The 24,756-nt window shown below is 34.8% G+C and carries 42 protein-coding genes and 1 pseudogene; 3 read left to right on the top strand and 40 right to left on the bottom strand.

The features are described from left to right. Positions 1–185 precede the first annotated feature (185 nt). The 3 genes from JG776_RS05160 to JG776_RS05150 all read left to right on the top strand — a co-directional run bounded on the left by JG776_RS05160 (position 186) and on the right by JG776_RS05150 (position 3,784). Positions 186–1,796, top strand: a complete 1,611-nt coding sequence (locus JG776_RS05160; protein ID WP_291965324.1) for a Na/Pi cotransporter family protein — start codon at positions 186–188, stop codon at positions 1,794–1,796. A gap of 5 nt (positions 1,797–1,801) precedes the next feature. Continuing rightward, positions 1,802–2,017 carry a hypothetical protein gene (locus JG776_RS05155; RefSeq protein WP_291965322.1) on the top strand — a complete coding sequence of 72 codons (216 nt, stop codon included), beginning with the start codon at positions 1,802–1,804 and terminating at the stop codon, positions 2,015–2,017. 165 nt (positions 2,018–2,182) lie between these two features. Beyond that, the gene (locus JG776_RS05150; RefSeq protein ID WP_291965321.1) at positions 2,183–3,784 is read left to right on the top strand and encodes a Na/Pi symporter; all 1,602 of its coding nucleotides are present in this window, start codon (positions 2,183–2,185) and stop codon (positions 3,782–3,784) included. Between the two features lie 48 nt (positions 3,785–3,832). On the opposite strand, the gene cwlD is transcribed toward JG776_RS05150, so the two are convergent. The 40 genes and pseudogenes from cwlD to JG776_RS04950 form a co-directional block, all read right to left on the bottom strand. Next, positions 3,833–4,510, bottom strand: a complete 678-nt coding sequence (gene cwlD, locus JG776_RS05145) for an N-acetylmuramoyl-L-alanine amidase CwlD (RefSeq protein WP_291965319.1) — start codon at positions 4,508–4,510, stop codon at positions 3,833–3,835. A gap of 118 nt (positions 4,511–4,628) precedes the next feature. Next, complete coding sequence (gene rpsI / locus JG776_RS05140; RefSeq protein ID WP_291965317.1) at positions 4,629–5,021, bottom strand: 30S ribosomal protein S9; 393 nt, start codon at positions 5,019–5,021, stop codon at positions 4,629–4,631. A gap of 25 nt (positions 5,022–5,046) precedes the next feature. Then, the gene (gene rplM, locus JG776_RS05135; RefSeq protein ID WP_035166393.1) at positions 5,047–5,481 is read right to left on the bottom strand and encodes a 50S ribosomal protein L13; all 435 of its coding nucleotides are present in this window, start codon (positions 5,479–5,481) and stop codon (positions 5,047–5,049) included. A gap of 123 nt (positions 5,482–5,604) precedes the next feature. After that, positions 5,605–6,339, bottom strand: a complete 735-nt coding sequence (gene truA, locus JG776_RS05130) for a tRNA pseudouridine(38-40) synthase TruA (protein ID WP_291965313.1) — start codon at positions 6,337–6,339, stop codon at positions 5,605–5,607. A gap of 2 nt (positions 6,340–6,341) precedes the next feature. Continuing rightward, a complete protein-coding gene (locus JG776_RS05125) occupies positions 6,342–7,139 on the bottom strand; it encodes an energy-coupling factor transporter transmembrane protein EcfT (RefSeq protein WP_291965310.1) in 798 nt (265 codons plus the stop codon). Continuing rightward, positions 7,136–7,996, bottom strand: a complete 861-nt coding sequence (locus tag JG776_RS05120; protein ID WP_291965308.1) for an energy-coupling factor transporter ATPase — start codon at positions 7,994–7,996, stop codon at positions 7,136–7,138. The genes JG776_RS05125 and JG776_RS05120 overlap by 4 nt, the downstream gene beginning before the upstream one ends. Then, complete coding sequence (locus JG776_RS05115) at positions 7,981–8,823, bottom strand: energy-coupling factor transporter ATPase (protein WP_291965307.1); 843 nt, start codon at positions 8,821–8,823, stop codon at positions 7,981–7,983. The genes JG776_RS05120 and JG776_RS05115 overlap by 16 nt, the downstream gene beginning before the upstream one ends. 72 nt (positions 8,824–8,895) lie before the next feature. Further along, positions 8,896–9,243 carry a 50S ribosomal protein L17 gene (gene rplQ, locus JG776_RS05110; RefSeq protein WP_027309152.1) on the bottom strand — a complete coding sequence of 116 codons (348 nt, stop codon included), beginning with the start codon at positions 9,241–9,243 and terminating at the stop codon, positions 8,896–8,898. A gap of 12 nt (positions 9,244–9,255) precedes the next feature. Further along, a complete protein-coding gene (locus JG776_RS05105) occupies positions 9,256–10,203 on the bottom strand; it encodes a DNA-directed RNA polymerase subunit alpha (RefSeq protein WP_291965306.1) in 948 nt (315 codons plus the stop codon). 61 nt (positions 10,204–10,264) lie between these two features. Continuing rightward, entirely contained in the window at positions 10,265–10,885 is a 621-nt protein-coding gene (gene rpsD, locus JG776_RS05100; RefSeq protein ID WP_291965304.1) for a 30S ribosomal protein S4, read from the bottom strand. A gap of 18 nt (positions 10,886–10,903) precedes the next feature. Continuing rightward, the gene (gene rpsK, locus JG776_RS05095) at positions 10,904–11,302 is read right to left on the bottom strand and encodes a 30S ribosomal protein S11 (RefSeq protein ID WP_291965302.1); all 399 of its coding nucleotides are present in this window, start codon (positions 11,300–11,302) and stop codon (positions 10,904–10,906) included. A gap of 17 nt (positions 11,303–11,319) precedes the next feature. After that, positions 11,320–11,697: a 30S ribosomal protein S13 gene (gene rpsM / locus JG776_RS05090; RefSeq protein ID WP_291965300.1), complete on the bottom strand. Its 378-nt coding sequence runs from the start codon at positions 11,695–11,697 to the stop codon at positions 11,320–11,322. Positions 11,698–11,792: 95 nt separating this feature from the next. Then, positions 11,793–11,906, bottom strand: a complete 114-nt coding sequence (rpmJ, locus tag JG776_RS05085) for a 50S ribosomal protein L36 (protein WP_018663678.1) — start codon at positions 11,904–11,906, stop codon at positions 11,793–11,795. Between the two features lie 13 nt (positions 11,907–11,919). Continuing rightward, positions 11,920–12,138, bottom strand: a complete 219-nt coding sequence (gene infA, locus JG776_RS05080) for a translation initiation factor IF-1 (protein WP_291965297.1) — start codon at positions 12,136–12,138, stop codon at positions 11,920–11,922. A gap of 17 nt (positions 12,139–12,155) precedes the next feature. After that, the gene (locus tag JG776_RS05075) at positions 12,156–12,425 is read right to left on the bottom strand and encodes a KOW domain-containing RNA-binding protein (RefSeq protein ID WP_027309146.1); all 270 of its coding nucleotides are present in this window, start codon (positions 12,423–12,425) and stop codon (positions 12,156–12,158) included. Positions 12,426–12,436: 11 nt separating this feature from the next. Then, positions 12,437–13,186 (bottom strand): type I methionyl aminopeptidase, encoded by a 750-nt coding sequence (gene map / locus JG776_RS05070; protein ID WP_027309145.1) that lies wholly within the window; start codon positions 13,184–13,186, stop codon positions 12,437–12,439. Next, positions 13,183–13,836, bottom strand: a complete 654-nt coding sequence (locus JG776_RS05065) for an adenylate kinase (protein ID WP_291965294.1) — start codon at positions 13,834–13,836, stop codon at positions 13,183–13,185. The genes map and JG776_RS05065 overlap by 4 nt, the downstream gene beginning before the upstream one ends. Before the next feature lie 20 nt (positions 13,837–13,856). Continuing rightward, complete coding sequence (gene secY, locus JG776_RS05060) at positions 13,857–15,131, bottom strand: preprotein translocase subunit SecY (protein ID WP_291965292.1); 1,275 nt, start codon at positions 15,129–15,131, stop codon at positions 13,857–13,859. A gap of 2 nt (positions 15,132–15,133) precedes the next feature. Then, positions 15,134–15,574 (bottom strand): 50S ribosomal protein L15, encoded by a 441-nt coding sequence (rplO, locus tag JG776_RS05055; protein ID WP_027309142.1) that lies wholly within the window; start codon positions 15,572–15,574, stop codon positions 15,134–15,136. 16 nt (positions 15,575–15,590) lie between these two features. Then, entirely contained in the window at positions 15,591–15,770 is a 180-nt protein-coding gene (gene rpmD / locus JG776_RS05050) for a 50S ribosomal protein L30 (protein ID WP_027309141.1), read from the bottom strand. 14 nt (positions 15,771–15,784) lie between these two features. Beyond that, on the bottom strand, positions 15,785–16,282 hold the full coding sequence (rpsE, locus tag JG776_RS05045) for a 30S ribosomal protein S5 (protein ID WP_291965286.1): 498 nt from the start codon (positions 16,280–16,282) through the stop codon (positions 15,785–15,787). A gap of 19 nt (positions 16,283–16,301) precedes the next feature. Next, entirely contained in the window at positions 16,302–16,670 is a 369-nt protein-coding gene (gene rplR / locus JG776_RS05040; protein ID WP_027309139.1) for a 50S ribosomal protein L18, read from the bottom strand. A gap of 18 nt (positions 16,671–16,688) precedes the next feature. Beyond that, positions 16,689–17,231 carry a 50S ribosomal protein L6 gene (gene rplF, locus JG776_RS05035; protein ID WP_027309138.1) on the bottom strand — a complete coding sequence of 181 codons (543 nt, stop codon included), beginning with the start codon at positions 17,229–17,231 and terminating at the stop codon, positions 16,689–16,691. Between the two features lie 23 nt (positions 17,232–17,254). Next, positions 17,255–17,653 carry a 30S ribosomal protein S8 gene (rpsH, locus tag JG776_RS05030; protein WP_027309137.1) on the bottom strand — a complete coding sequence of 133 codons (399 nt, stop codon included), beginning with the start codon at positions 17,651–17,653 and terminating at the stop codon, positions 17,255–17,257. A gap of 25 nt (positions 17,654–17,678) precedes the next feature. Continuing rightward, the gene (locus JG776_RS05025; protein ID WP_027309136.1) at positions 17,679–17,864 is read right to left on the bottom strand and encodes a type Z 30S ribosomal protein S14; all 186 of its coding nucleotides are present in this window, start codon (positions 17,862–17,864) and stop codon (positions 17,679–17,681) included. A 16-nt stretch (positions 17,865–17,880) separates the two neighbouring features. Beyond that, complete coding sequence (rplE, locus tag JG776_RS05020; protein WP_051350702.1) at positions 17,881–18,423, bottom strand: 50S ribosomal protein L5; 543 nt, start codon at positions 18,421–18,423, stop codon at positions 17,881–17,883. 21 nt (positions 18,424–18,444) lie between these two features. Beyond that, positions 18,445–18,762, bottom strand: a complete 318-nt coding sequence (gene rplX, locus JG776_RS05015) for a 50S ribosomal protein L24 (RefSeq protein ID WP_027309134.1) — start codon at positions 18,760–18,762, stop codon at positions 18,445–18,447. 24 nt (positions 18,763–18,786) lie between these two features. Further along, on the bottom strand, positions 18,787–19,155 hold the full coding sequence (gene rplN / locus JG776_RS05010; RefSeq protein ID WP_018663705.1) for a 50S ribosomal protein L14: 369 nt from the start codon (positions 19,153–19,155) through the stop codon (positions 18,787–18,789). A gap of 25 nt (positions 19,156–19,180) precedes the next feature. Beyond that, positions 19,181–19,435 (bottom strand): 30S ribosomal protein S17, encoded by a 255-nt coding sequence (rpsQ, locus tag JG776_RS05005; protein WP_027309133.1) that lies wholly within the window; start codon positions 19,433–19,435, stop codon positions 19,181–19,183. Between the two features lie 18 nt (positions 19,436–19,453). Further along, positions 19,454–19,666 (bottom strand): 50S ribosomal protein L29, encoded by a 213-nt coding sequence (gene rpmC, locus JG776_RS05000; protein WP_291965276.1) that lies wholly within the window; start codon positions 19,664–19,666, stop codon positions 19,454–19,456. Continuing rightward, entirely contained in the window at positions 19,656–20,096 is a 441-nt protein-coding gene (gene rplP / locus JG776_RS04995; RefSeq protein ID WP_291965274.1) for a 50S ribosomal protein L16, read from the bottom strand. The genes rpmC and rplP overlap by 11 nt, the downstream gene beginning before the upstream one ends. 24 nt (positions 20,097–20,120) lie before the next feature. Further along, positions 20,121–20,795, bottom strand: a complete 675-nt coding sequence (rpsC, locus tag JG776_RS04990) for a 30S ribosomal protein S3 (RefSeq protein WP_291965272.1) — start codon at positions 20,793–20,795, stop codon at positions 20,121–20,123. A 25-nt stretch (positions 20,796–20,820) separates the two neighbouring features. Then, positions 20,821–21,156, bottom strand: a complete 336-nt coding sequence (gene rplV, locus JG776_RS04985) for a 50S ribosomal protein L22 (protein ID WP_291965271.1) — start codon at positions 21,154–21,156, stop codon at positions 20,821–20,823. Between the two features lie 18 nt (positions 21,157–21,174). After that, entirely contained in the window at positions 21,175–21,456 is a 282-nt protein-coding gene (gene rpsS, locus JG776_RS04980; protein ID WP_291965269.1) for a 30S ribosomal protein S19, read from the bottom strand. A gap of 65 nt (positions 21,457–21,521) precedes the next feature. Next, positions 21,522–22,349: a 50S ribosomal protein L2 gene (gene rplB, locus JG776_RS04975; RefSeq protein WP_291965267.1), complete on the bottom strand. Its 828-nt coding sequence runs from the start codon at positions 22,347–22,349 to the stop codon at positions 21,522–21,524. Between the two features lie 63 nt (positions 22,350–22,412). Continuing rightward, on the bottom strand, positions 22,413–22,712 hold the full coding sequence (gene rplW, locus JG776_RS04970; RefSeq protein WP_027309126.1) for a 50S ribosomal protein L23: 300 nt from the start codon (positions 22,710–22,712) through the stop codon (positions 22,413–22,415). Beyond that, positions 22,712–23,332 carry a 50S ribosomal protein L4 gene (gene rplD, locus JG776_RS04965; protein ID WP_291965264.1) on the bottom strand — a complete coding sequence of 207 codons (621 nt, stop codon included), beginning with the start codon at positions 23,330–23,332 and terminating at the stop codon, positions 22,712–22,714. The genes rplW and rplD overlap by 1 nt, the downstream gene beginning before the upstream one ends. A 24-nt stretch (positions 23,333–23,356) precedes the next feature. Next, positions 23,357–23,986, bottom strand: coding sequence for a 50S ribosomal protein L3 (gene rplC / locus JG776_RS04960; protein WP_027309124.1), 630 nt, complete (start codon positions 23,984–23,986; stop codon positions 23,357–23,359). 56 nt (positions 23,987–24,042) lie between these two features. Next, positions 24,043–24,351, bottom strand: a complete 309-nt coding sequence (rpsJ, locus tag JG776_RS04955; protein ID WP_027309123.1) for a 30S ribosomal protein S10 — start codon at positions 24,349–24,351, stop codon at positions 24,043–24,045. Between the two features lie 307 nt (positions 24,352–24,658). Beyond that, positions 24,659–24,756, bottom strand: a pseudogene (locus JG776_RS04950) (elongation factor Tu); the annotation flags it as partial.

The following is a 24,756-nucleotide window of genomic DNA, read 5'->3' as shown; positions in this document are numbered from 1 at the left end:
CCTATATTATTGCTTGGTTAAATATTTTGTTTTATTAACACAAACTTAACACAGATTTAACATAAGATAAGTATAATCTAAATCGTATGTAGAAAAACATATTTTTAAGAGTAATATTGTCGAAAATAAACGCGTAAAAATCTTTTTATTTACGCGTTTAATAATGTAAAAGATGGGGGTATATTATGAATGCAAAAATGGTTTTTGAACTGTTAGGTGGCCTTGGTCTTTTCGTCTATGGTATGCATATGATGGGAGGAGGGCTCCAAAAGACTGCAGGAGAAAAACTAAAAAAAATACTTGAAGTTTTAACAACTAACAGAATACTTGCAATTACTGTTGGTGCAATTGTTACTGCAATTATACAAAGTTCATCTGCTACAACTGTTATGACGATTGGTTTTGTTAATGCAGGACTTATGAATCTGTATCAAGCAGCAGGAGTTATAATGGGTGCAAACATTGGTACTACAATGACTGCACAACTTATTGCTTTTAAGCTAACAGATGTTGCACCACTAATACTTGCAATTGGTGCTGCAATGCTTATGTTCTCAAATAAGAAGAAAACTAAAGATATTGGTGAGATTGTATTTGGTTTTGGTGTTCTATTTGTAGGTATGAAAATGATGGAGCACTCAATGAAGCCACTTGCTCAAATGGATGGGTTTAGAAATCTAATTATAACCTTAGGTACTCACCCAATACTTGGAGTACTTGTAGGACTTGGAATGACAGCAGTTGTTCAAAGTAGTAGTGCTACAATTGGTATTCTTCAAGCTCTTGCTGGAATTAATGCACTACCACTTAATGTTGCTCTACCAATACTATTTGGTGATAACATTGGTACCTGTGTTACTGCAATGCTTGCAAGTATTGGAGCAAGCAAAAACGCAAGAAGAGCTTCATTTTTACACCTTTCCTTCAATCTAATGGGTACTTTGATATTTATGGCTATTTTACCTATAGTAGTAAAGCTAATTCCTATGCTTGGTGGAGATATAAAAAGACAAATTGCAAATGCCCATACAATATTTAATTTAACAAACGTAATTATACAAGCCCCATTTATACCTCTACTTGTTAAATGGGTTAAGTGGTTAGTTCCTGGTGAAGAAAAGGAAGCAACTGCAATGACTTTAGAACACATAGATTCAAGACTTCTTGAAACACCATCAATAGCTGTTGGCCAAGTTATTAAAGAAGTTTCAAGAATGGGACAAATTGCTTCAGAAAATTTAACAAGATCTATAGAAGCCTTCTTTAATGAGGACACTAACCTTATAAATAAAGTATTTGAGGTTGAACAGGTAGTAAACTTCCTTGAAAGAGAAATAACAGCCTTTATGGTAGCTCTATCTAATACTTCTCTTTCAGAACACGATTCAGAAATTATAACTTCACTATTCCACGTTGTAAACGACATTGAGAGAATTGGCGATCACGCTGACAATATAGCAGAACTTGCACAGTTTAGAATTGATAACAAATTGGTATTCTCAGATGAAGCTATAAAGGAACTTCAAGAGATTTATGATGTTGCAAAATATGCAGTGGATTCATCAATAGAAGCTCTAAAGAACTTTGATTTTAGCTTAGCACAAAAGGTTCTTGAGGCTGAAGGAAAAATAGATATGATGGAAAAGCAACTTAGAAATGAACATATAGATAGATTAAACAAAGGTGTATGCTCAACTGCAAGTGGTACAATATTCTTAGATTTAATTAGTAACATCGAGAGAATAGGTGACCACTCAAATAACATAGCACAAATGGTACTTGATTTTAAGGAGTGAAGAGGATGAGAAGATACGAAGAACCCTACTATGGTAAAAGATATCTATATGATATCGAAAAAAAGACTCTACACGATTTAGTAAATGAAAAAAAAGAATGTAATATTGATAGCATTGATAAAGAAGCTATTGATATGTATAGCTCATTAAATGAGGCTTCACTACTTTTAGACCATCCCTTCTACTATCCTTGTCCACACTGTATGAAGAAGGATGAATAATTAGTATAGGGTGCCACGAACAAGGTATTTTAAAATTTCCATTGTTCCTGGCACCTTTTTAGATATTTTTTTACGATAAAATAACTTTATTATAGTTTTTTATGTAATTTAAAAAATCCTTTTGTTATAATAATATTAATGAATATAACAATTGGGGGAATACATATGAAAACACAAATTTATAATTTATTAGGTGGAATAGGTTTACTTATTTTCTCGTTATATATGCTTAGTCATTCATCTCAAAATTATTTTAGCTCTTGGTTTCATAATAAATTTAAACACAAGAATGTAAGCAAATTGTACTCTCTGTTTGAAGGAATCATATTTTCCTTTATAACAGAAAGCAGTACTATTTCAGCAACATCCTATTCAAGTATTCTTGAAGCTGGTTCTATTGATTTTGTTAATATTTTATATTTTATATCTGGTGTAAATATTGGTGCCTCTTTAATCCCAGTTATTATACTTCTTAATATTTCAGTAGTACCTTATTTATTAATATTTGCAGGAACATTTATAGTTATATTTGTTAATAAAAATACTAAAAAAAATATATTTAATTTAGGTCAGATTCTTTTAAGCATAGGTCTTCTTTTTGTATCTTTAATTTATATTAAATCTGGAACAATAGAAAGCCAACTAATACACCTTATAAAAAACAACTACATTTCAAGCTTCTTTATAGGAATAATAATTGCACTTATTTTTAAAAGCAGTAATGCAGTAATCATACTTCTTATTCCATTTGTTCAAAACAACATTATAGGATTTAATTCTGCTTTATTCATTATAATAGGTGCTAATATAGGTTCTGCATTTTATGTTTTATTTAAATCCTATAAACAGGAAAGACACATTATTATTACATCCTTCATACATTTAATAATTAATATAACTGGTGCCTTTATAGTGTATATTATTTATATAATTAACCCTTTATATTTATATACAACATCTTATGTAGCATTAAATATAATAATCCTGCACATTTTAACTAACTTACTTGGTTCCTTTATTTCGATATTAATATCAAATCAAATAATAAAAGGGCTATTAAATAACATATATCCTCTTAAGACAGATAATAGCACAAAAAGATTTAAATATTTAAATCCTATTGTTACAAATACACCATCCGTTGCAATTGAGCAATGCATAAAGGAAATTAGTAGAATGGGTGAGATAGCACTTTTAAACCTTGAAAAATCCTTTAATCTTATATTTGATTTTAGAAGAAATAGCATAAATCAAATACAAAAAGATGAGGATTTACTTGATTATCTTGAGGATGCATTAATGAACTTTTTAACTACCTTGTCTATGAAAAATCCAACATATGGGGAATCAGAAGTAATTATGAGCCTTTATAATATGATTAATGATATGGAACGTGTAGGAGACCACGCTGTAAATCTTTTGGATCTTGCAGAATATAAATTTAACCACTATGTCAATTTTTCTGAAGAAGCCTCCGTTGAATTAAAGTACTTCTTTGAACTTTGCCATACATCCTTCAGCAAAGCTCTTGAGGCTTTAAAGAATAGAGATTTAGAGAAGGTAGATGAAGTTGTAGAACTTGAGCAGAAGATTGATTCTGTTGAAAAACAGTTAAGAAAAGACCACATAGATAGGTTAAATAAATGTATATGTAATCCTAACAGCGGTATGATATTCCTTGATTGTTTGACAAACCTTGAAAGAGTTGGAGATCACGCATATAAAATTGCTCTAACTGCAAGGGATATAGTAAAAACATTACAGTAGTATTTAAACAGCTCTTAAAGTAACACTTTAAGAGCTGTTTGTTTGTGCTTATTTACTATTTCCCAGGTAATACGATGAAATACCTTTAAATATAGCCCAAGCTATTTTATTTTGATAGATTTCTGATTTAAGTAGTTGTTCCTCTTCATAGTTTGATAAAAAACCACATTCTATTAAAATAGATGGTATTTGGTTGTCTCTTATTACATATATATCGTTTGTACCTTTGGCTTCTCTCTTATTGCCTCTATTTAGAGTTTTAATTAGCTCCTGCTGAATAAGTTTTGCTATTTTCTCACTCTCTGTATCATTTTTAGGATAAAAGACCTGTGCCCCATAATACTGGCTTTCAGGAAAAAAATTTAAATGTATGCTTACAAATAAGTCTGCCTTATATTTCTTTATAAACTGCTTTCTATTACGCAGATCTTCATTCTTTTTATCTCGTATCCTACCATATTCACTGTATAACCCCTCATCAATCTCTCTTATCATTACACACGTATATCCTGCATCCTCAAGATATCCTTTAAGCTTTTGAGCTATATTTAAGTTTATATCCTTTTCAATTGTTCCATCTCTTCCTATAGCACCTGGGTCTATTCCTCCGTGCCCTGCATCAATTATTACAACTTTATTTGTATTAAAGCCCCACACAGGTAGTTTAATATATAATATAATGCCTATTGTTACTGTTAATATTATTGCAAGATATCTCTTAATCATCCTATCACCCTATTTTCATTATTCATTAATTATTATATGCATCCATAAAATATTAATAACAAAAGCAAAAAATAAAACAGGAACTGCGAATGCAGTTCCTGTATATATAATCGGCAAATTATCTCTTTGAGAATTGTGGTGCTCTTCTTGCCTTCTTTAGACCGTACTTCTTTCTTTCTACCATTCTTGGGTCTCTTGTTAGGAAACCTGCCTTCTTAAGTACTGGTCTTAAGTCAGCGTCAGCTTGAACAAGTGCTCTTGCTATACCGTGTCTTATAGCACCTGCTTGACCTGTAAATCCACCACCGTGAACATTTACAAGTACATCGTACTTATCAATTGTTCCAGTTAGAACAAGTGGTTGCTTAACTATAACCTTAAGAGTTTCAAGACCAAAGTAGTTGTCTATATCTCTTTTATTTATAACGATGTTTCCTTCTCCTGGAACTAATCTTACTCTTGCTATTGAAGTCTTTCTTCTACCTGTTCCAAAGTATTGAACCTTTGCCATCTTTCCTTCCTCCCTTCACACCACATTAATACTTTAATTCAAGTACTTCTGGCTTTTGAGCGTGGTGATTATGTTCTGCACCTCTGTATACCTTAAGCTTCTTTGCCATCTTTCTTCCTAATGGTCCCTTTGGTAACATTCTTCTAACTGCTTCTTCTATTGCTAATTCTGGCTTAGTTTCTAATAATCTTCTGTATGGGATTTCCTTTAATCCACCTGGATATAGTGAGTGATGTCTGTAAAGCTTTTGATCTAACTTCTTACCAGTTAAAGCAACTTTATCAGCGTTTATAACTATTACAAAGTCACCAGTATCTACGTTTGGAGTATAGATTGCCTTATGCTTTCCTCTTAATATTGTAGCTATTTGGCTTGCAAGTCTTCCTAATGTCTTGTCAGTAGCATCAACAACATACCATTTTCTTTCAACTTCTTGAGCTTTTGCCATGTATGTTTTCATCGTTTTCCCTCCTTAACTTAATAAATCTCTCTATCGATAAAGATCCGGGGCCAGTGGATCTTAGTATCGTAAATTACACCATTTTTTATTTTAATACATCGAGCCGGGTGTGTCAAGCTTAATTTAATAATAAACTTCTTCCAGACACAAACCACAAGCTGGAGCAGTAAAACCTGCTAACCTTCTATCCTTTGATTCTAATATTTTTGGAATATCCATAGTACTTTTTTTGCCCCTGCCTACATCAATTAATGTACCTGTTATTATTCTTACCATATTATAAAGAAATCCATCTCCCTTGAAATCTAAACGAATTATATCCCCGTTTTTTATAATGTCTATACTATATATTGTTCTAACAGTTGTCTTGACTGAACTTCCTTCTGATCTAAAGGCAGCAAAATCGTGGGTACCAATTAAATACTGTGCTGCACTTTTCATCTTATCCAAATCAAGATTATATTTTATATGTGCTGAATATTTATTATAAAATGGAGATGGCTCTAATCTGTTAAAAATTGTATAGCTATACCATTTTCCTTTACTGTTATATCTTGAATGAAACTCCCTATCTACCTCTATAGATTTAACGATAGTAATATCTGTTGGGAGTTTACTATTAATTGCGTCCTTTAGCCTTTCAGGTTGAATTTTAGTGTCTATCAAAAAATTTGCCACTTGCCCTCTTGCGTGGACACCTGCATCTGTTCTACCTGAACCTATCAATTCAACGTTTTGTTTAGTTACCTCATAAATGGCCTTTTCTATAACTTCTGAAACCGAAAGCCCATTTTTTTGTTTTTGCCAGCCTACATAGTTAGTACCATCATATTCAATAATTAATTTAATATTTTTCATACTTATCTCCTACTTAATATAGAGATAATAATAAAACATACCATAACAACAATAGATATATAGTCATTTTTATCTATGTTAAACTGTTTCATCCTTGTTCTACCTTCTCCACCTTTATAGCATCTTGCTTCCATCGCTAACGCGAGTTCATCAGCACGTCTAAAGGAATTTATAAATAAAGGTACAAGTATTGGAATTAAGTTCTTTGCTCTGTTAATAATATTTCCTGACTCAAAATCAGCACCTCTTGCCTTTTGTGCTTTAATTATTTTATCAGTCTCGTCTATCAGTGTTGGAATAAACCTTAATGCAATTGTCATCATCATAGCAAGTTCGTGTGCTGGTATACCTATTCTTTTAAACGGATTTAATAATAGTTCAATGCCATCTGTTAACGCTATTGGTGAGGTAGTCAAGGTTAAAACAGAGGTTCCGACAATTAAAAATACTATTCTAATTATCATAAAACCTGCAAGATATATACCCTTATCTGTTATTGTAAATGGCCCAAATCTTGCATAAACTATTTCACCTGGAGTTAACAATACATTAAATACTGCTGTAAAAAGTAATAACCATATAATTGGCTTTAAACTTTTCATTATATATTTAAAGGGTATCTTAGCCAAAAATATCACAAACGCTGTAAAAATAGCTACATACATATATCCAATGAATTTATTTATTATGAATAAGTTAACAACATATAATGTTGAAAGTATTATTTTAACTCTCGGATCTAATCTATGAATTACAGAGTCTCCAGGAAGATATTGACCTAAAGTAATGTCCTTAATCATTTCTTTTCTCTCCTTAATGCCTTTAAAATAGCATCCTTTGCTTCCTTAACAGTTATAATATCTTCATTTAAATTGAAGCCCTTCTTATTTAGACTTTGTACTAAATATTTTACTTGAGGTACAGCAAGTCCTATTGACTCTAACGTTTCAACATTCCTAAACACTTCCTTTGGAGTACCCTGAATAATATTTTTACCTCTATACATTACAATTAATCTATCTGCCAATTCAGCAACATCATCCATACTGTGGGATACTAAAATGATAGTCATTTTTGATTCCTTATGCAGATTTTTTATGTTTTGTAAAATCTCATCTCTTCCCTTTGGATCAAGTCCTGCTGTTGGCTCATCCAATATTAAAACCTTAGGCTGCATTGCAAGTACACCTGCAATTGCAATTCTTCTTTTTTGTCCACCACTTAAATCAAAGGGTGAAACGTCCTTATATTTTTCATAATCAATACCCACTATATTAAGTGCCCATTTTACTCTTCTTTCTATTTCCTCTTCATCTAAACCTAAATTTTTAGGTCCATAAGAAACATCTTTAAAAACAGTTTCTTCAAAGAGTTGATGTTCAGGATATTGAAATACCAAACCAACCAACTCTCTTATTCTTTTTAAATCAACACCCTTAGCCGTTATACACTCATCATCTATATATATTTCACCAGATGTTGGTTTTAGAAGACCATTTAGATGCTGGATAAGAGTTGATTTTCCTGAACCAGTATGACCTATTAGACCTATAAACTCACCATCTTTTATTTCAAAGGACACATTATCTAAAGCTGTTTTTTCAAAGGGAGTGCCTACCATATATTTAAATGTTAGATTATTTACCTTAATTGACATAGCTCCTCCACCAACTCATCAATAGTTATTATATCCTGTCTTATATTCAATCCGCTTTTTTTAAGTTCATAGGCAAGCTCCGTAACCTGAGGAACATCTAATCCTAATTTTTTTAGTAGCTCTACCTTTGAAAAAACTTCTCTTGGAATTCCCTCTGCAACAATTTTTCCATCATCCATAACTACAACTCTATCTGCATCAACAGCCTCTTCCATAAAATGAGTAATTAATATAATAGTTATTCCTTCTTCTTTATTTAACTTCTTTATTGTTTCAATTACTTCTTTTCTTCCTGATGGGTCAAGCATTGCGGTGGGTTCATCTAATATAATGCACTTAGGCTTCATTGCCAATATACCTGCTATTGCAACCCTCTGTTTTTGTCCACCTGATAGCAGGTGTGGTGCGTGTTTTGAATATTCTTCCATTCTCACTGCCTTTAGTGCACTTTCCACCCTTTTTCTAATTTCATTTGGCTCAACCCCCATATTTTCAGGTCCAAAGGCTACATCCTCCTCTACTATTGTTGCAACTATCTGATTATCAGGATTTTGAAATACCATCCCTGCTGATTGCCTAATATCCCAAAGCTTATCATTATCTTTTGTATTCATTCCGTCAATTATTACTTCTCCTTCTTTGGGAAGATAGATTGCATTTATGTGCTTTGAAAGAGTAGATTTTCCCGAACCATTATGCCCAATTATTACAAGAAACTCACCTTTTTTTACCTTTAAATTGACACCCCTTAGTGCCAAAAACTCTTCTGCTTGGTCGTGTTTTTTATATCCATAAAAAACATTATTAATTTCAACCATATTTTCCATCTCAGGCACCTTCTAAACTTAATATAGAAAGGGATTAAGTATTAATATACTTAACTTAATCCCTCTTTTTTATTACACTAATTCAAGTATAACCATTTCTGCTGCGTCGCCTCTTCTTGGACCCATCTTAATGATTCTTGTGTATCCACCGTTTCTTTCAGCGTACTTTGGTGCAACTTCTGAGAATAACTTAGCAACTACTTCTTCTTCAGTTATGAAAGCAAGAACTTGTCTTCTTGCGTGTAGATCTCCTCTTTTTGCAAGAGTTATCATCTTTTCAGCAAGACTTCTTACTTCTTTAGCTCTTGCTTCAGTTGTTATTATTCTACCGTCCTCTGACTTAAAAAAGCTTGTTACAAGATTTCTTAACATAGCTTTTCTTTGGTCAGTTGGACGTCCTAGCTTACGATATCCTGCCACTGAAAATCCCTCCTATTCTTCGCTCTTTTTCAAGCTAAGTCCAAGTGCTTCAAGCTTTTGTTGAACTTCTTCTAATGATTTCTTACCAAGGTTTCTTACCTTCATCATATCGTCTTCTGTTTTATTAATCAGTTCTTGAACTGTATTAATTCCAGCTCTCTTTAAGCAGTTGTATGATCTTACTGATAAATCAAGCTCTTCAATTGTCATTTCAAGAACTTTATCCTTCTTTTCTTCTTCCTTTTCAACCATTATCTCTACTTTATCAGCTAAGTCTGTTAGTGAAAGGAATAGTTTAAAGTGTTCTATTAATATCTTTGCTGATAAACTTACTGCTTCTTCTGGTTTAATTGTTCCGTTAGTCCATAATTCAAGAGTTAACTTATCATAGTCTGTTATTTGTCCAACACGTGTATTTTCAACAGTATAGTTAACTCTCTTAACAGGTGTGTATATTGAATCTATTGGAATTAATCCTATTTGTTGACCTGGATGCTTATTTTTATCTGCTGAAACATAACCTCTACCTTTACCGATAGTTACTTCAGCATATAGTCTTCCGCTCTCACTTACTGTTGCAAGCACGTGATCAGAATTTATTATTTCAACATCTCCATCAACCTTTATATCCGCACCTGTAACTATAGCTGGCCCCTTTACATCGATTACACCAGTTCTTGTTCCTTCGCCATCCATTTTTATAGCTAAACTCTTTAGGTTAAGTATTAACTCAACTACATCTTCTTTAACACCAGGTATAGTTGAGAACTCGTGTAAAACACCATCTATTTTAACAAAAGTTACTGCTGCACCTGGTAATGATGACAGCAGGATTCTTCTCATAGCGTTACCTAAAGTTGTTCCGTATCCTCTTTCAAGTGGTTCAATTACAAATTTTGCATATGAACCATCTTCAGATTTTTCAACACATTCAACTCTTGGTCTTTCTATTTCTAACATTAATTTAACCCTCCTTTATTTAGAAGTATTAACTTGCGAGGGCAAATAATTCTACACTAAATTACTTGCTGTAAAGCTCAACTATTAATGTTTCATTAACTGGTATATCAATGTCCTCTCTTTGTGGAAGTGATACTACTCTACCTACCATATTTTCCTTATCAACAGTTAACCACTTTGGAACATTAGTTTCAACTTGCATTAGAGCCTTTATCTTTTCGCTTGATCTGCTCTTTTCTCTTACAGCTATTTCATCATTTACTCTAACTTGGTATGATGGTATATTAACCTTTTTACCATTTACAGTAAAGTGTCCGTGTCTTACTAATTGTCTTGCTTCTGCTCTTGAGCTTGCAAATCCAAGTCTAAAGATTACGTTGTCAAGTCTTAGTTCAAGAAGTCTTAGTAGGTTTTCACCAGTGATTCCCTTTAATCTATCAGCTTCTTCGTAGTACTTTCTGAATTGTGATTCAAGTACTCCGTATATTCTCTTTGCCTTTTGCTTTTCTCTTAATTGAACACCATAGTTAGTTAGCTTCTTCTTGCTGTGTCCGTGTTGTCCTGGTGCGTATGGTCTTCTTGCTAATGCACACTTATCTGAGTAGCATCTATCTCCCTTAAGATATAGCTTAACTCCTTCTCTTCTACATAATTTACATGATGGTCCTGAATATCTTGCCATTCTTTACACCTCCAATCATCAAACTCTTCTTCTCTTAGGTGGTCTACAACCGTTGTGTGGAATTGGAGTTACATCCTTTATTAGGCTAACTTCAAGTCCAGCTGCTTGAAGAGCTCTTATAGCAGCTTCTCTTCCTGATCCAGGTCCCTTAACATAGACTTCAACTGATTTCATACCATGTTCTATAGCAGTCTTTGCAGCTGTTTCTGCTGCCATTTGTGCTGCAAATGGAGTGCTCTTTCTTGAACCTCTAAATCCAAGTGCACCAGCACTTGACCAAGAAATAGCATTTCCTGCTGTATCTGTTATAGTTACAATTGTATTATTAAATGTTGACTTGATGTGTGCCGCTCCACGGTCAACATGCTTACGCTCTCTTTTTCTTCTAACCTTCTTAGCCTTTGCTTGAGCCGCCATTCACTGTCCCTCCTTTATTACTTTCCTGCTTTCTTCTTATTTGCAATTGTTCTTCTTGGGCCTTTTCTTGTTCTTGCATTTGTCTTAGTTCTTTGACCCCTTACTGGTAATCCTCTTCTATGTCTTAGTCCTCTATAGCAACCTATTTCCATTAGTCTCTTTATGTTAAGAGCAACTTCTCTTCTTAGGTCACCTTCAACAATAAAGTTCTTATCTATATATTCTCTTAGTTTGTTAACGTCTTGTTCTGATAAATCCTTAACTCTTGTATCTGGATTTACTCCTGTAGCTTCAAGAATCTTGTTAGCACTTGGTCTACCTATACCATAGATGTATGTTAGTGCTATTTCTACTCTCTTCTCTCTTGGTAAATCTACACCAGCTATTCTTGCCATTGAGTTTTTACACCTCCTGTATTTTACTTTAAACCACTAATACATTAATATATAAATCACCGAAGCGATTTAGCCTTCAGTGCAGCCGCGCAAAATTAACCTTGCTTTTGCTTATGCTTTGGGTTTTCGCATATAACCATAACTCTACCATGTCTTCTTATTATTTTGCACTTTTCGCAAATTGGCTTAACTGATGGTCTAACCTTCATTGGCTATCCCTCCTTACTTTCCTCTCCATATAATTCTACCACGAGTTAAGTCATAAGGTGAAACTTCAACTGTTACCTTATCACCTGGAAGTATTCTTATAAAATTCATTCTTAATTTACCTGATATATGAGCGAGTATTTTGTGGCCGTTTTCTAACTCCACTTGGAACATTGCATTAGGTAATGCTTCCACAACAGTACCTTGCAATTCAATTACATCCTCTTTTGCCATAGGCTAATCTAACCTCCTTATAATAAACCCATTGACTGCAAAGTTTTTTTAAGGTCTGCATTGGTGATGCGTTGATTTGTTTTAATTTTTTCAACTATGTCTACTGCAAATTTATCGTGAAAAACAAGATGCTTAATCTTCTTTTTCTTTGGCGATTCAATCTTTCTTAAATCTCCATCTGCAAGAAGAACATAGTTTTCATCTATAATTCCTACTACTATAAAGTATCTACCCTTATCTCTACCTGCTCTTGAATGAACTATTTGTCCCAGGGCAATGTTATCCATACATTCCACCTCTATTTTTTCAAAGTTAGAATCTCAGGACCGTTATCAAGTATAGCAACAGTGTTTTCATAATGTGCAGACAGCTTTCCATCGTAAGTAACTACTGTCCAACCATCATCTAATTCCTTAACTGCGAAGGTTCCCATATTAACCATAGGTTCTATCGCAAGAACAAGTCCCTTATTCAATCTCATTCCTCTTCCGCTTTTGCCATAGTTAGGAACTGATGGTTGTTCGTGCATCTCACGTCCTATACCGTGCCCTACATAGTCACGTACTACAGAAAAATTGTTTTTTTCCACATATTCCTGGATAGCTGCTGATATATCTCCTAATCTGTTGCCAACCTTTGCATATTTTATTCCCTCAAAAAAACTTTCCCTGGTAACATCGATTAGTCTTTGGGCTTCGGGAGTTACCTTACCTACTGGGAAGGTCCTTGCTGCATCACCATGAAAACCTTTATAAAAAGCACCGCAGTCAACACTTATTATATCGCCTTCCTTCAGTACTCGCTCTCCCGGAATTCCATGTACTACTTCTTCATTAACTGAAGCACAGATTGTTGCTGGGAACCCGTGGTAACCCTTAAATGAAGGACGGGCTCCACAGCTTATTATATATTCTTCTGCTATTTTATCAAGTTCTTTTGTGGTGATACCAGGTTTTATTGCCTCTTCTAAAATTAGAAGAGTCTCAGCGACTATCTGCCCTGCTTTTCGCATTATTTCAATTTCTTGATCAGATTTTAAATAAATCATTTTTTGTCGCTCCCTAAAACATTACATATTTCTTCAAATACATCATTTATATCCTGTTCACCATTAATATTTTTTATTAAACCATTCTTCGTATAATAATCTATCAATGGCTGAGTTTGTTTATTGTAAACTGATAGTCTATTCTTAACTGTTTCTTCTGAGTCATCTGCCCTCTGTACAACTTCTGCTCCACAATAATCACATACTCCTTCAACCTTTGGAGGATTAAATACCACGTGGAAGCTTGCACCACACTTTGGGCATACTCTTCTACCAGACAATCTTTCTATTAAATTATTCTCATCTACCTTGATATTTATAACATAATCAAGTTTAGTTCCTAAATCTGCTAACACATCATTTAGTGCATCCGCCTGAGCTACTGTTCTTGGAAAACCATCTAAAAGAAAACCGTTTTTGCAATCGTCTTCTTTAATTCTATCCTTCACTATTTCAACAGTTAGCTCATCTGGAACTAATTGTCCTTTATCAATGTATTCCTTGGCCTTAATGCCCAGAGGCGTCATTTCTTTAATGTTCTTTCTGAATATATCACCTGTTGATATATGAGGAATATTATATTTTTGAACTATCAATTTTGCTTGTGTTCCTTTTCCCGCCCCAGGTGGTCCAAGAAGCACTATTTTCATCTAAATCAACTCCATTTACTCTATTTCAAGAAACCTTCGTAGTGTCTCATTACTAAATTTGCCTTTAATTGTTTATCTATTTCTAATGCAACACCAACTACGATAAGTAATGCAGTACCACCAAATTGTAACTGTCCAAGATTGCTTACTTGACTTAGTATTATTGGAGTTACTGCTACGATTGAAGCAAATATTCCACCGATGATTGTCATTCTATTAATAACTCTTGTTAAGAACTCTTCAGTTGGTTTACCAGGTCTAAGTCCAGGTATAAATCCACCACTCTTTTGTAAATTTTGTGCTACTTCATCTGGTTTAAATGTAACTGTTGTATAGAACCAAGTAAAGAAAACTATAAGTATTACATATATTATTGGATATATTGGATACTTTGGACTTAGCCATCCTGCTTCAAATAACATTCTAAATTTATTAGTTGGTGGCAGTGTTAATTGTGATATTAATAATGGAAATTGCATTACTGACATAGCAAATATTATAGCAATAACACCAGCAGAGTTAACGTTTATTGGAATATGTGTGCTTTGTGCACCATACATACGCATTCCAACTTTTCTTTGTGCATATTGAACTGGTATTCTTCTTTCTGCTAAATCCATAGTAACAACACCGGCAACTAATGCAAGTGCAAATACTATGAATAAAACAACTTGTATAATGTTAACTGATTGACCCTTAACCAATATAGTTAATTGTGCAATCATAGCTGGTATTCTTGCTAATATACCGGAGAATATTATAAGTGATGTTCCATTTCCTAAACCATATTCAGTGATTTTTTCACCTAACCACATTAAAAATATTGTTCCAGTTATTAATGTTATTATTATAATTAAAATTTGTGTCCATCCCTCTTGTGCAAGTGCACCATTGTTTCTTAGATACAGGCTTATACTTAAACCTTGTATTGCAGCAAATATTAAAGCTGCATATCTTGTGTATTCTGCAATCTTCTTTCTTCCTTCTTCGCCTTCCTTTGAAAGCTGTTCAAGGCTTGGAATTGCAATTGTTAACAAGCTAAATACAATGGATGCATTGATGTAAGGAACTACACCTAATGCGAAAATACTAAAATCTTTAAAAGCTCCACCTGATATTATATCGAGGAAACCCAGAAACAGACCACCCTCTACCATTTGCTTAACAACGTCTGTTCTAACTCCAGGAACAGGAATAAATACTCCTGCCCTGAAAACTAATAGCAAGAACAGAGTTGTAAGTAGTTTCTTTCTTAATTCTGGTACCCCCCAAGCATTACGTAAGGTCTTAAACATAATTAAATCACCTCAACTTTTCCTCCGGCAGCTTCTATTTTTTCTATAGCTGACTTTGTGAACTTATGAGCCTTTACAGTTAAGCTCTTTGTTAAAGTTCCTTCGCCAAGTATCTTTATACCGTCTCTCACATTCTTAACGATTTTAGCTTCCTTTAAAAGTTCTGGTGTTACTTCTGTTCCGTTTTCAAATTTATTTAGAACTTCTATATTAACTTCTGTATATTCCTTAGCAAATATGTTTGTAAATCCTCTCTTTGGTAGTCTTCTGTGTAGTGGCATTTGACCTCCTTCAAAACCTGGTCTTACTCCACCACCTGATCTTGAAGTTTGGCCCTTTTGTCCTCTACCAGCTGTCTTACCTTGTCCTGTAGCTGTACCTCTACCCTTTCTCTTAGGCTCCTTTGTTGAACCGGGAGCTGGTCTTAGTTCATGTAGCTTCATTTTAGCACCTCCCTCATTACATTTCTTCAACTTTTAACATGTAATTTACTTTATTAATCATTCCCCTGATTGCAGGAGTATCTTGATGCTCAACTGTATGACCTATTTTTCTTAAACCGAGGGCTTTAACAGTAGCTACATGGTCAGGTTTTTTTCCTATTGTGCTTTTTACTAATGTTACTTTTAACTTTGCCATGTAAATCCCCCCTCTTATCCTAATATCTCTTCAACAGTCTTTCCTCTAAGCTTTGCTATTTGTTCTGGTGTTCTTAGCTTGGAAAGTCCGTTTATTGTTGCATTAACCATATTTCTTGGATTATTTGAACCTAGAGACTTAGCCCTAACGTCCTTAATTCCAGCAAGCTCAAGCACTGCACGTACAGGACCACCTGCGATAACTCCTGTACCTTCATTTGCAGGCATTATAAGTACGCTTGAAGCACCAAATTCACCAACTACGTCGTGTGGTACTGTAGTTCCAGTTAATGAAACTTTTATTAAGTTCTTCTTAGCATCTTCAATTCCCTTTCTTATAGCTTCTGGAACTTCAACAGCCTTACCGATTCCTACACCAACATGGCCGTTTTCGTCTCCTACAACTACAAGAGCACTGAATCTGAAGTTTCTACCACCCTTAACAACCTTAGTAACTCTGTTTATATATACAACCTTTTCTTTAAGGTTTAACTTGCTAGGATCGATTCTCATCTATTTCCCTCCTTCTCAATTAGAAGTCAAGGCCTGCTTCTCTTGCAGCTTCTGCAAGTTCCTTAACTCTACCATGATATATATATCCGCCTCTGTCAAATACAACCTTCTTAATTCCCTTTTCTAATGCTCTCTTTGCAACAAGTTCACCTACTACTCTTGCTGCTTCTTTGTTGCTTCCGCACTCAAGCTTTCCTTTTAGTTCTTTGTCTAATGATGAAGCTGCAACAAGTGTTACTCCCATTTCATCATTTATAATTTGTGCATATATATGCTTTTCACTTCTATATACATTTAATCTTGGTCTTTCTGCAGTACCATAAACCTTCTTACGAACTCTTAGGTGTCTCTTTTCCCTTTGTTCGCTTCTGGATGGCTTATTTAACATTTAGCTCACTCCCTTCTATTATTTCTTACCTGTCTTACCTTCCTTACGCCTAATTACTTCGTCAGCGTACTTGATTCCCTTTCCTTTGTATGGTTCTGGTTCTCTTACGCTTCTTATTCTTGCAGCTACTTGACCAACAACTTCCTTATCTATACCCTTAACAACTATTTGTGTAGCTGCTGGTACATCAAATTCAATTCCTTCTACTGGTTCTATTTCAACTGGATGTGAGTATCCAACGTTAATTACAAGCTTCTTTCCTTGCTTTTGAACCTTGTAACCTACACCTACAAGTTCAAGTGCCTTTTGGTATCCTTGAGTAACACCAACTATCATATTGTTGATTAGTGTTCTTGTTAAGCCGTGTAATTCTCTTGACTTCTTTTCATCGTTTGGTCTTGTTACTACAACTTTTCCGTCTTCAACATTTATATTCATTAATTTGCTAAATTGCCTTGTTAGAGTTCCTTTTGGACCTTTAACTGTTACAAGATTGTTTGCATCAACTGTAACAGTTACTCCTTGAGGAACAGCAATAGGTAATCTTCCTATTCTTGACATGACTGCACCTCCATTCGTTTATATTACCATATATAACAGATAACTTCTCCGCCTACTCCTTCTTTTCTTGCAACCTTATCAGTTACTATTCCCTTTGATGTTGAAAGAATAGCTGTTCCTAATCCTCCAAGCACCTTTGGTATATTGTCCTTTTGAGCATAAACTCTAAGACCTGGCTTTGATATTCTTCTAACACCAGTTATAACTCTTTCTCTGTTTTGTCCATACTTAAGAGTTACTCTTAACATTGGAACTGACCCGTCCATATATTCTTCAAGGTTAGCTATATAACCTTCTTCTAACATTATTTGGGCTATCGCCTTCTTTATCTTTGAAGCAGGAAATTCAACAAAGTCTTTCCTTGCTATATTAGCGTTTCTTATACGAGTTAGCATATCTGCAATTGGATCAGTCATTACCATATTTTCTGCCTCCTTTCATTTATCATTACCAGCTTGCCTTCTTACAACCTGGAATTTGTCCCTTATAAGCTAATTCTCTAAAGCAAATTCTGCATATTCCGTACTTTCTAAGAACTGCGTGTGGTCTACCACATATTCTACATCTTGTATATGCTCTAGTTGAGAACTTAGGTTCTCTCTTCCACTTTTCAACTAATGCTTTACGTGCCACAGTTTTCCCTCCTTTATTATTGAGCGAATGGCATTCCAAGAAGTCTTAGTAATTCTCTTGCTTCTTCGTCAGTCTTTGCAGTAGTTACAAACACGATATCCATTCCTCTTAGCTTTTCTACCTTATCATATTCTATTTCTGGGAATATTAATTGTTCCTTAACTCCTAATGTGTAGTTTCCTCTACCATCGAATGCCTTGTTTGAAACTCCCTTGAAGTCTCTAACTCTTGGAAGAGCAACGTTGAATAGCTTATCTGCGAATTCATACATCTTTGCTCCTCTTAAAGTTACCTTACATCCTATTGGCATTCCTTGTCTTAACTTGAAGTTAGCTATTGATTTCTTTGCTCTTGTAACAACAGCCTTTTGTCCTGTTATAAGAGTTAAATCATTTACAGCCGCATCTAATAGTTTTGAATTATCCTTAGCGTCACCAACACCCATATTGATAACGATTTTTTCTATTTTTGGTACTTCCATTATGCTCTTGTATCCAAACTTTTCGCGTAATGCTGGTACCACTTCTTTCTCATACTTTTCCTTAAGTCTTGGAATCATCTAGTGTACCTCCTTTCAGGATTAGAAAGTCTCATTGCACTTCTTGCATACTCTTACCTTTGTTCCGTCTTCTAAGAACTTGTATGCTACTCTTGTTGCCTTATTGCACTTTGTGCAGTAAAGCATAACATTTGATGCATGTATTGTTCCTTCTGTCTTTATTATTCCGCCTTCTCTATTTGCCATACTTGGCTTAACATGCTTTGAAATCATGTTAACACCTTTAACTATTACTCTATTCTTCTTTGGTAGAACCTTTAGAACTTCTCCTACCTTACCCTTATCCTTACCTGCTATTACAACAACTGTGTCTCCTCTTTTTACATGTACCTTAGGCATTGTCACTTCAGCCACCTCCTTGCATTATAGAACTTCTGGTGCAAGTGATAGTATCTTTGTAAATTCCTTATCTCTTAATTCCCTTGCAACTGGTCCAAAAATTCTTGTTCCTCTTGGTGTTTTGTCATCCTTTATTATAACAGCTGCGTTTTCATCAAATCTTATATATGAACCATCTGGTCTTCTTGTTCCTTTTACTGATCTAACGATAACTGCCTTAACAACGTCTCCCTTTTTAACAACACCTCCGGGTGTTGCACTTTTAACGCTAGCAACTATTATATCTCCTATATTTCCATACTTTCTCTTTGAACCACCTAATACTCTGATACACATAATTTCCTTAGCGCCAGAGTTGTCTGCAACCTTTAGTATGGTTTGTTGCTGAATCATATAAAAGCCCTCCTTTCACAACCAATTATTTTGCTCTTTCAACTATTTCAACAAGTCTCCATCTCTTATCCTTGCTTAATGGTCTTGTTTCCATTATCTTTACGATATCACCGATTTTAGCTTCATTGTTTTCATCGTGTGCCTTGAATTTCTTTGTTCTATTAACAGTCTTTCCGTATAATGGGTGACGTACTTTATCTTCAACAGCAACTACTATTGTCTTTTGCATCTTATCAGATACAACTTTACCTATTCTAACCTTTCTTAGTCCTCTTTCCACAGGAAGTACCTCCCTTCATTATTTATTTGCTTCTAATAGTTCTTTCTCTCTTATTATTGTCTTAAGTTGTGCGATTGACTTCTTAACTTCTCTTATTCTCATTGGATTTTCAAGCTGTCCTGTGGCAAGTTGGAATCTTAAATTGAAAAGTTCAGCTTTTAAATCCATAACCTTTTTATTTAATTCTTGAAGATTACTTTCACGTAGTGCCTTTAATTCATTAGCCTTCATTTACTTCACCACCCATCTCGAAGTCTCTTCTTGTAACAAACTTAGTTTTTACAGGAAGCTTGTGTGAAGCAAGTCTCATTGCTTCTCTTGCAACTTCTTCTGCAACCCCTGATAATTCGAATAGAACTCTACCTGGCTTAACTACTGCTACCCAGTATTCTGGTGAACCCTTACCTGAACCCATACGAGTTTCAGCTGGTTTCTTTGTTATTGGCTTATCTGGGAATATCTTTATCCAAAGCTTTCCGCCTCTTCTTACGTATCTGTTTATTGCTATTCTGGCAGCTTCTATTTGATTGCTTGTTATCCATCCCGCTTCTGTTGCCATTATAGCATAATCTCCGTATGCTATAAAGTTACCTCTTGTAGCCTTTCCTTTTATTCTTCCGCGTTGCACCTTACGATGCTTAACTCTCTTAGGCATTAACATGGTATTTTCCTCCTTCCCGTTACATTAGTTGTTAGCAGCTTCTTCAGTTTCGATAACTTCCTTTTTCTTTCCAAGAACTTCTCCCTTATATATCCAAACCTTAACACCTATTTTTCCGTAAGTTGTATGAGCTTCTGCAAATCCGTAGTCAATATCTGCTCTTAAAGTTTGTAGTGGAATAGTTCCTTCATGGTATCTTTCTGTTCTTGCCATTTCAGCTCCGCCAAGTCTTCCTGAAACAGCAGTCTTTATACCCTTTATATTGAACTTCATTGCTCTTGATATAGCTTGCTTCATTGCTCTTCTGAATGAAACTCTCTTTTCTATTTGAGCAGCTATATTTTCTGCAACAAGTTGTGCATCTATTTCTGGATTCTTTATTTCAACTATGTTTATAAGAATATTCTTTCCAGTCATCTTAGCTATTTCATTCTTTAACTCTTCTACACCTTGACCGCCTTTTCCGATTACTATACCAGGCTTAGAAGTGTGAATGTTAATTTTAATTGACTTGTTTGCCTTTCTTTCGATAACAACCTTTGAAATTCCTGCAGCATATAGCTTATTCTTTATAAATTCTCTTATCTTGTTATCTTCTATTAGTAAGTCTGCAAAATCCTTATCATTTGCATACCATTTAGCATCCCAGTCTTTAATAACTCCAACTCTTAATCCATGTGGATTTACTTTTTGTCCCACTATTAACCCTCCTTCTGGTTATGCTTTATGCTCTTTCTTTTAATACCATAGTTATATGGCTTGTTCTTTTTCTTATTCTGTAAGCTCTTCCTTGAGCTCTTGGTCTAAATCTCTTTAGTGTTGGTCCTTGGTTTGCATATGTTTCTGCAACAAATAACTTGTTTATATCCATATTGTGATTGTTTTCAGCGTTTGCTATAGCTGACTTAAGTAGCTTTTCTACAACAGGTGCTGCTGCCCTTGGAGTATGCTTTAGTATTGCTAAAGCCTCATTAACCTTCTTGCCTCTTATTAGGTCAAGAACAACCTTTATTTTTCTTGGAGACATTCTTATATATCTTGCATGTGCTCTTGCTTCCATGAATGCGCCCTCCCTTCATTATCTAACTTTTGATTTCTTTTCTGTGTCATCATGGCCTCTGTAAGTTCTTGTTGGTGCAAATTCCCCAAGCTTATGTCCTACCATATCTTCTGTAATATATACTGGAACGTGCTTTCTTCCATCATATACAGCTATAGTATGCCCAACCATTTGTGGGAATATTGTTGAACTCCTTGACCAAGTCTTTATTACCTTCTTTTCACCGCTTTTGTTCATTTCAAGTATTCTTTTGAAAAGTCTTTCTTCAACAAATGGACCTTTTTTTAATGATCTACCCATATTAATTCGTGCCTCCCTTCGCATAAGTTAACATTAGGAAGCAGAGCTTAGCCCTGCCCCTTATATTACTTTCTTCTCTTTACTATTAATTTATCTGAATACTTCTTATGCTTTCTTGTCTTATATCCAAGAGTTGGTTTACCCCATGGAGTAACAGGTGATGGACGTCCTATTGGTGACTTACCTTCACCACCACCGTGTGGGTGGTCAACTGGGTTCATAACAGAACCTCTAACTGTAGGTCTGATACCCATATGTCTCTTTCTACCTGCTTTACCTATTATAACAAGTTCATGTTCTGCATTTCCTACTACACCGATTGTAGCTTTGCATTCAAGTCTTACTAATCTAACTTCTCCAGATGGTAGTCTTACTTGACCATACTTACCTTCCTTAGCCATTAGCTGAGCTGCTGCCCCAGCTGCTCTTACTAATTGACCACCTTTTCCTGGATTTAATTCTATGTTGTGTATCATTGTACCCACTGGAATGTCCTTAAGCTTTAGAGCATTTCCTACTTTAATGTCAGCATTTTCACCTGACATTACTGTATCGCCTACTTGCAGACCATTTGGAGCAAGTATATATCTCTTTTCTCCATCTGCATAAGTAAGAAGTGCTATGTTAGCTGTTCTGTTTGGATCATATTCTATAGCAGTTACCTTCGCTGGAATACCATCCTTATCTCTCTTGAAGTCTATTATTCTGTACTTTATCTTGTATCCGCCACCTCTGTGACGTACAGTTATTCTTCCGTAGCTGTTTCTTCCTGAATGTTTCTTAAGTGTTATAACCAATGACTTTTCAGGTTCTTTTTTTGTTATTTCTTCAAATGAAAGCCCAGTCATATTTCTTCTACCAGGCGTAGTTGGCTTAAACTTTTTAATTCCCATTGCTAACCCTCCTTTACAGCTTATCTGGCAATCCTGCCAATAGCGCCAAAGTATCTATATCAATTACGCATTAAATCCTTCAAAGAATTCAATTGCTTTGCTATCTGCAGTAAGCTTAACTATTGCTTTTTTGAAGCTTGGTCTCTTACCAACATTCATTCCTACTCTCTTTGTCTTACCTTCGTAGTTTTGAGTCTTTACATCTTCAACCTTAACTCCAAAAACTTCTTCTACTGCTCTCTTTATCATTGACTTGTTTGCATCTACATGTACCATGAAGGTGTATTGTCTGTTTGCCATTTGAGCCATTGTCTTTTCAGTTATTACTGGTCTTCTAATTATATCATAGCTTGTTAGCTTCATTATGCATACACCTCCTCCACTTTAGAAGCGGCATCCTTAGTTATTATTAGCTTCTCATACTTTAATAGGTCGTAAACATTTATGTTGTTTACTGGTATAACATGTGCATTTTCTATATTTCTAACTGACTTGTAAATAACTTCATCTGATTCCTTAACAACTATTAAAGTCTTCTTAGCATCGAACTTCTTTAGCATTTCAACTATTGTCTTTGTCTTTGGAACATCTAACTTAAGTTCATCAAGAACTATTATGTTGTTGTCAACAACCTTTGATGAAAGAGCTGACTTTAATGCAAGTCTCTTCACCTTCTTTGGAACTGTAAAGCTATAATCTCTTGGTTTTGGAGCAAATACAATACCACCATGTGTCCATTGTGGAGCTCTTATAGAACCTTGTCTTGCTCTACCTGTTCCCTTTTGTCTCCATGGCTTTATTCCACCACCAGAAACTTCTGCTCTTGTTAATGCTGATTGTGTTCCTTGTCTCTTATTTGCAAGTTGCATTTTTACAACTTGATGCATAACATATGGATTTATTTCAACTCCAAATACTGCATCTGAAAGTTCGATTTCTCCAACCTTCTCAGCGTTCATATTGTATAAATCTACCTTAGGCATCGTTATTCCTCCTTTCCTTTAGAATCAAGCCTTAACTGAATCTCTTATAATTACTAGACCCTTCTTTGGTCCTGGTACTGCACCCTTAACAAGAATTAGGTTTCTTTCTGCATCAACCTTAACAACTTGTAGGTTTAGCATAGTTGATTTTCTTGCACCCATATGTCCAGGCATTTTCTTTCCTTTAAATGTTCTTGATGGGTCTGATGAAGCACCCATTGAACCTACCGCTCTATGATACTTTGAACCGTGGCTCATTGGTCCTCTGTTAGCATTCCATCTCTTTATAACACCTTGGAATCCTTTACCCTTTGATGTTCCTGTAACATCAACCTTATCTCCAGCCGCGAATACGTCAGCTTTGATCTCGCTTCCTACTTCGTATGCTGAAACATCTTCTAATCTAAATTCCTTAACAAATCTTAGTGGCTTAAGATTTGCCTTTTCAAAGTGTCCCTTCATTGGCTTATTAACAAGCTTTTCTCTTATTTCTTCGAAACCAACTTGAATTGAATTGTATCCGTCTGTATCCACAGTCTTCTTTTGAACAACAAAACATGGACCAGCCTTTATTACTGTAACAGGAATTACTCTTCCGTTCTCATCAAATATTTGAGTCATTCCAAGCTTTCTACCTAATATTGCTTTTTTCATCCTCTACACCTCCTAAACTTATCAGCGGAATGCAAATGCATTCATAATAGTTCATATTATAGCTTTATTTCGATATCAACACCTGCTGGCAGGTCAAGTCTCATAAGTGAATCAACTGTCTTTTGAGTTGGGTTTGTGATATCAATTAGTCTCTTATGAGTTCTTATTTCGAATTGTTCTCTTGAATCCTTGTACTTGTGTACTGCTCTTAGGATTGTTACTACATCCTTTTCAGTTGGTAGTGGTACTGGACCTGAAACTTGTGCTCCAGTCTTCTTTGCAGTTTCAACTATCTTTTGAGCTGATGCATCTAATAGATTGTGATCAAATGCCTTTAATTTGATTCTTATTTTTTGCTTTGCCATAATCTTACCCTCCTTTTCATCGCACGCTTTGATTTTTCTACGCACGACAATGGTCATTGTGTACACTATACCGGGTGTTTCTTGATTTTTCCCGTAAATTGACACATAACCTCGTCGCCCGATTCAAGATCTGGACATACTCGGCAAGAATTCCCCGTTTCCGGCAACCTCTTGCGTCATCGCAGCTTGACTCTTCACAACTCTTATATTTTACAATATAATTTATGATTTGACAATACCTTTATTTTATTTTCTTATTAGTATTTTCTTCATAATTTAAGGCGACTTAACGTCGCCCTAATTTTAATTATTCAAAAATCTTAGCAACAACACCAGCACCTACAGTTCTTCCACCTTCACGGATAGCGAATCTTAATCCTTCTTCCATAGCGATTGGAGTGATTA

The sequence above is a fragment of the Caloramator sp. genome (assembly GCF_020054765.1).
In the GTDB taxonomy this organism is placed as follows: Bacteria; Bacillota; Clostridia; order Clostridiales; family Caloramatoraceae; genus Thermobrachium; species Thermobrachium proteoclasticum.
This window is presented reverse-complemented; position numbering and strand designations above follow the sequence as displayed.

Coding starts and splice junctions, on each gene's coding strand:
- JG776_RS05160 (WP_291965324.1), top strand. CDS start 186: ATGAATGCAAAAATGGTTTTTGAACTGTTAGGTGGCCTTGGTCTTTTC.
- JG776_RS05155 (WP_291965322.1), top strand. CDS start 1,802: ATGAGAAGATACGAAGAACCCTACTATGGTAAAAGATATCTATATGAT.
- JG776_RS05150 (WP_291965321.1), top strand. CDS start 2,183: ATGAAAACACAAATTTATAATTTATTAGGTGGAATAGGTTTACTTATT.
- cwlD (WP_291965319.1), bottom strand. CDS start 4,510: ATGATTAAGAGATATCTTGCAATAATATTAACAGTAACAATAGGCATT.
- rpsI (WP_291965317.1), bottom strand. CDS start 5,021: ATGGCAAAGGTTCAATACTTTGGAACAGGTAGAAGAAAGACTTCAATA.
- rplM (WP_035166393.1), bottom strand. CDS start 5,481: ATGAAAACATACATGGCAAAAGCTCAAGAAGTTGAAAGAAAATGGTAT.
- truA (WP_291965313.1), bottom strand. CDS start 6,339: ATGAAAAATATTAAATTAATTATTGAATATGATGGTACTAACTATGTA.
- JG776_RS05125 (WP_291965310.1), bottom strand. CDS start 7,139: ATGATTAAGGACATTACTTTAGGTCAATATCTTCCTGGAGACTCTGTA.
- JG776_RS05120 (WP_291965308.1), bottom strand. CDS start 7,996: ATGTCAATTAAGGTAAATAATCTAACATTTAAATATATGGTAGGCACT.
- JG776_RS05115 (WP_291965307.1), bottom strand. CDS start 8,823: ATGGAAAATATGGTTGAAATTAATAATGTTTTTTATGGATATAAAAAA.
- JG776_RS05105 (WP_291965306.1), bottom strand. CDS start 10,203: ATGTTAGAAATAGAAAGACCAAGAGTTGAATGTGTTGAAAAATCTGAA.
- rpsD (WP_291965304.1), bottom strand. CDS start 10,885: ATGGCAAGATATTCAGGACCATCATGTAAATTATGTAGAAGAGAAGGA.
- rpsK (WP_291965302.1), bottom strand. CDS start 11,302: ATGGCGGCTCAAGCAAAGGCTAAGAAGGTTAGAAGAAAAAGAGAGCGT.
- rpsM (WP_291965300.1), bottom strand. CDS start 11,697: ATGGCAAGAATAGCTGGTGTAGATTTACCAAGAGAGAAGAGAGTAGAA.
- rpmJ (WP_018663678.1), bottom strand. CDS start 11,906: ATGAAGGTTAGACCATCAGTTAAGCCAATTTGCGAAAAGTGCAAAATA.
- infA (WP_291965297.1), bottom strand. CDS start 12,138: ATGGCAAAAGAGGATGTAATTGAATTGCAAGGTACTGTTGTGGAAGCA.
- JG776_RS05075 (WP_027309146.1), bottom strand. CDS start 12,425: ATGGATAACATTGCCCTGGGACAAATAGTTCATTCAAGAGCAGGTAGA.
- map (WP_027309145.1), bottom strand. CDS start 13,186: ATGATTTATTTAAAATCTGATCAAGAAATTGAAATAATGCGAAAAGCA.
- JG776_RS05065 (WP_291965294.1), bottom strand. CDS start 13,836: ATGAAAATAGTGCTTCTTGGACCACCTGGGGCGGGAAAAGGAACACAA.
- secY (WP_291965292.1), bottom strand. CDS start 15,131: ATGTTTAAGACCTTACGTAATGCTTGGGGGGTACCAGAATTAAGAAAG.
- rplO (WP_027309142.1), bottom strand. CDS start 15,574: ATGAAGCTACATGAACTAAGACCAGCTCCCGGTTCAACAAAGGAGCCT.
- rpmD (WP_027309141.1), bottom strand. CDS start 15,770: ATGGCAAAGTTAAAAGTAACATTAGTAAAAAGCACAATAGGAAAAAAA.
- rpsE (WP_291965286.1), bottom strand. CDS start 16,282: ATGAGAATCGATCCTAGCAAGTTAAACCTTAAAGAAAAGGTTGTATAT.
- rplR (WP_027309139.1), bottom strand. CDS start 16,670: ATGTTAAATAAGCCATCCAGAAGCGAACAAAGGGAAAAGAGACACCTA.
- rplF (WP_027309138.1), bottom strand. CDS start 17,231: ATGTCAAGAATAGGAAGATTACCTATTGCTGTTCCTCAAGGAGTAACT.
- rpsH (WP_027309137.1), bottom strand. CDS start 17,653: ATGGTAATGACTGATCCAATTGCAGATATGCTAACTCGTATAAGAAAC.
- rplE (WP_051350702.1), bottom strand. CDS start 18,423: ATGATTCCAAGACTTAAGGAAAAGTATGAGAAAGAAGTGGTACCAGCA.
- rplX (WP_027309134.1), bottom strand. CDS start 18,762: ATGCCTAAGGTACATGTAAAAAGAGGAGACACAGTTGTTGTAATAGCA.
- rplN (WP_018663705.1), bottom strand. CDS start 19,155: ATGATTCAGCAACAAACCATACTAAAGGTTGCAGACAACTCTGGCGCT.
- rpmC (WP_291965276.1), bottom strand. CDS start 19,666: ATGAAGGCTAATGAATTAAAGGCACTACGTGAAAGTAATCTTCAAGAA.
- rplP (WP_291965274.1), bottom strand. CDS start 20,096: ATGTTAATGCCTAAGAGAGTTAAGCATCGTAAGGTGCAACGCGGAAGA.
- rplV (WP_291965271.1), bottom strand. CDS start 21,156: ATGGAAGCAAGAGCACATGCAAGATATATAAGAATGTCTCCAAGAAAA.
- rpsS (WP_291965269.1), bottom strand. CDS start 21,456: ATGGGTAGATCATTAAAAAAAGGTCCATTTGTTGAAGAAAGACTTTTC.
- rplB (WP_291965267.1), bottom strand. CDS start 22,349: ATGGGAATTAAAAAGTTTAAGCCAACTACGCCTGGTAGAAGAAATATG.
- rplW (WP_027309126.1), bottom strand. CDS start 22,712: ATGAAGCTAACAAGCTATGATATAATTAGAAGACCAGTAATAACTGAA.
- rplD (WP_291965264.1), bottom strand. CDS start 23,332: ATGCCTAAGGTAGATTTATACAATATGAACGCTGAGAAGGTTGGAGAA.
- rplC (WP_027309124.1), bottom strand. CDS start 23,986: ATGAAAAAAGCAATATTAGGTAGAAAGCTTGGAATGACTCAAATATTT.
- rpsJ (WP_027309123.1), bottom strand. CDS start 24,351: ATGGCAAAGCAAAAAATAAGAATCAAATTAAAGGCATTTGATCACAAT.